General features: G+C 54.7%; 3 protein-coding genes. All 3 read left to right on the plus strand.

The annotated features are described in order from the left end of the window. The first annotated feature begins 138 nt into the window (after positions 1-138). On the plus strand, positions 139-423 hold the full coding sequence (locus ASE26_RS02870) for a hypothetical protein (protein ID WP_057245552.1): 285 nt from the start codon (positions 139-141) through the stop codon (positions 421-423). A gap of 68 nt (positions 424-491) precedes the next feature. Continuing rightward, positions 492-1,607 carry a suppressor of fused domain protein gene (locus tag ASE26_RS02875; protein WP_082591277.1) on the plus strand — a complete coding sequence of 372 codons (1,116 nt, stop codon included), beginning with the start codon at positions 492-494 and terminating at the stop codon, positions 1,605-1,607. Positions 1,608-2,350: 743 nt separating this feature from the next. Then, positions 2,351-3,496: an IS256 family transposase gene (locus ASE26_RS02885; protein ID WP_229208107.1), complete on the plus strand. Its 1,146-nt coding sequence runs from the start codon at positions 2,351-2,353 to the stop codon at positions 3,494-3,496. The last annotated feature ends 43 nt before the right edge of the window (positions 3,497-3,539 follow it).

Genomic DNA, 3,539 nt, shown 5'->3' on the forward strand with positions numbered 1-3,539 from the left:
TTACTTGTCATGAGCCAGGCGTTCGCCCTAACGGAAATTACCGAATCGGGCGCACAGATGACGGACGTGATCTAGATTTGGCTTGACTCAATTCGGCCACAAGCCGACGGTCATGCGGCACCAACAGATGGAGCAAAATTGAACTTCGAGAATTATGATCTTCACGATGCGACGCTGAAGTCAATCACCTTTGACTGGGCGGCAGCGACGTGCAACTTCTTAATTCATCCAGTAGGCCGTAACCCCGCTGAGCTGATCTTTGAGGGTGTCTCGAAATTGAACATCCCTCACGTGCAACCGTGGGGGCCATCCCGTTCAATAAACTCCGCCAACCAGAGCGAGCCTGGGAAGTATGAAATTGAGATGCAGTCGGGTGATACGATTACCATTTCAGCCAAGGGCTTCGGCCTGAGCGAACTTTAAGCGCCTTCCGGCCAGTTGCAGCCGCTGAAGTTGAACAACATATTCAATATAGATTCGGGAAAAGCACAATGAGCCTATTTGGCAAGCTGTTTGGTGGAAAAAAGAAGGATCAAGATACAAGCGTCAAAGGAAGCGAACCCGTAACTTCGGTGGAGGAAGCGCTTTGGCAGAAGGTGTACGACGCGCGCTCCCGGTTGTTCGAACAGCATTTTGGCCCATTGCCAAACGACATCCTTAAGATGATGGATCTTTCCGGCGTATGGCCAGGCGGAGGCCTCTATGTCATCCCGACAAAGATCGGAGGTGAGCCAAGCTTTATCTACACAACGTTCGGGCTTACCAATCCCGACATGCCCACCGGATTGGAGATGGTCGATGCGCAGCACACCTCCGGCGACAGTAACGGCTCGCATACTGTTGGGTTTGCCGGTACGTTGCGCCAGAAGGCGAAAGTAAGGCCAGGCACTGAGCGACCAGGGTATGGCTATGAATTGATCGTCCTCGCCAAGGAAAATGCTGATTGGCCACTTTGGCTGTTGCAATGGGCTACGAAGGCGGAGATGGTCAAAGACGCTGACCTTCTCAGTATCGTGAAGCAGCACCAAGGCATGACGGTTGAGCAGATTGGGATCGGTGAAGGTAAATATGTGAACCTGCTCATCAGCAAGGCGCAAGCACCGTTCCCTGATCACCTCGATCTTCCAAACGGGAAGATGGAACTGCTTGTCGCGACGGTGATCACAGAAGATGAAATGCGTTGGTCGATGACGAACGGGCGAAATAACTTGCTAGGCGAGCTGAAGACAGCTGGAGTGGGCCAGGTTAGCGTTCTGGACCGGTCGAGCGTTGTTCGTATTGAGGAACCCGACTTTGCGCAGGTGGCGAGCCTCGAACAAGCCAAAGCACTTGAGGCAAAGGGGCAATTAACAAAGCTCTTGATGTTCCCAGCAGAGTTTGGGGGAGAAGATGTGGCAATGAATGTCCTTTACGTCCCGCACAGGACGGTCAGGCAACGGACAGCGCATATACAAACGCTCCTGGCATGGGTTAAGGAAGGCGCAGTAAATAGCTTGGACGTCCGCCCTGAATATAAGAACACAAGTTTTGTACCTTCGCGCATACATATGAATGCATCGCATTCGGAAAGCGGTGGGCAACGGACGCTGACGCTAGACGTGTGGTGAGGAGCATCCATGGGGGCGAAAAGGGCCAATGTTGTCGAGTTTTGTTGGCCGAACCGCAACCGTCGCTGGGACTGATAACAGTCGGAACTGGCCAAGAGCCGACTGTCGCCAGTATTGAGCAATTTTCGAATGGGTTGATAAAGCGTGTTGATGCTTCAAGAAGGCCAAAAAATCGTTAAGACTGGCACCTTTCTATATGATGGACAAATCACTTGTGATGTCGTGATTGTGAGGGGCCCCATTTGCTATGGCTCAGGCGATTATGAGGATTCGCCGGAATACGCTGATGACCACGAACGGGAGACGTTCTACATTCATTACGGAAGCACAACTGAGCGTGGTCGATACAATGCTGGCGGCGGCGGTGAGCCTGTCAGAATTTTCGTGTGAGTCCGGGGTCATGAAATAATACCGAAAGGGATTGTCCATGACCGATGCAATGACCACGAAGAAGCCAAAAACCAAAAAGCNGAGCCTGTCAGAATTTTCGTGTGAGTCCGGGGTCATGAAATAATACCGAAAGGGATTGTCCATGACCGATGCAATGACCACGAAGAAGCCAAAAACCAAAAAGCAGTACCCGTTTCCCGTTGAACTGATCGACCAGTTRCTGGCCCAGGTCGAGAACAAGGACGCCGAGTCCATTCTCGGGGAATCAGGACTGGCTGGCCAGCTCAAAAAGATGCTGGCCGAGCGCATGCTGACCGCCNCTGGCCCAGGTCGAGAACAAGGACGCCGAGTCCATTCTCGGGGAATCAGGACTGGCTGGCCAGCTCAAAAAGATGCTGGCCGAGCGCATGCTGACCGCCGAATTGAACCACCATCTCGCCACCGAAGGCGACGCCAAGAACCACCGCAACGGCAAGAGCCGCAAGACCGTGCTCGCGCCGGGCGGCGAGCTGGAACTGGAGATCCCGCRTGATCGCCTTTCCAGCTTCGAGCCCAAGCTRGTCGCCAAACACCAGCGCCGTATGCCGGGCTTTGATGACCACGTGATCGGCATGTATGCACGCGGCATGACCGTGCGCGAGATTCAGGCGCATTTGCTGGAGCTGTACGGCACTGATGTATCRCRCGATTTGATCTCGACCATCACCGACGAGGTCATGGACGAAGTGGCGCAATGGCAGCARCGGCCGCTGGAGACGATGTACCCCATTGTCTATTTCGATGCRCTGCGGCTGAAGATCCGTGAYGAAGGCACCGTCAAGAACARGGCGGTGTACCTGGCGCTGGGTATCCGCGCCGATGGCCGAAAAGAAGTGCTKGGCCTGTGGATCGAACAAACGGAAGGTGCCAARTTCTGGTTRAAGGTCTTCAACGAGCTGCGCAACCGTGGACTGGAAGACATCCTGATCGCGGTCGTAGATGGCCTGCGCGGCTTCCCTGAAGCGATTGAGGCGGTCTTCCCGCAGGCGCAGATCCAGACCTGCATCGTGCACCTGATCCGCAACTCGATGACGCTGGCGTCCTGGAAGGACCGTAAAGAGCTCGCCGCTGCGCTCAAGCCGATCTACCAGGCTGCGAATGCCGACGCGGCAGCGGCGGCTTTAGACGCCTTCGCAGAGGGGCCGTGGGGACAGCGCTTCCCGACCGTGCCGGCGATGTGGCGGCGCCAATGGGAGCAGGTGATTCCATTCTTCTCGTACCCACCGGAAGTACGTTCGATCATCTACACCACAAATGCTATTGAGAGCCTGCACATGCGTTTACGGAAGATCGTGAAGAACCGTGGCCACTTCCCGAGTGACGAAGCGRCGACCAAATTGCTGWATCTGGCCTYGCGCAATATTGAAAAAGATTGGAAGATGCCGCAGCGGACCTGGAAGATGGCCGCCAACCAGTTTGCCATTCTGTTTGGGGAACGCTTCACCAACGCGATTAACTAACTACGAACCGCGACCCCGGCACACAAAATTCCTGACAGGTCCG

Origin of the sequence: Duganella sp. Root198D2 (genome assembly GCF_001428585.1) — a bacterium.
Lineage (GTDB): Bacteria > Pseudomonadota > Gammaproteobacteria > Burkholderiales > Burkholderiaceae_D > Rugamonas.

What these genes read in the sequence shown, in the direction of transcription:
- ASE26_RS02875 (WP_082591277.1), top strand. Translation starts at nt 492, where the DNA reads ATGAGCCTATTTGGCAAGCTGTTTGGTGGAAAAAAGAAGGATCAAGAT.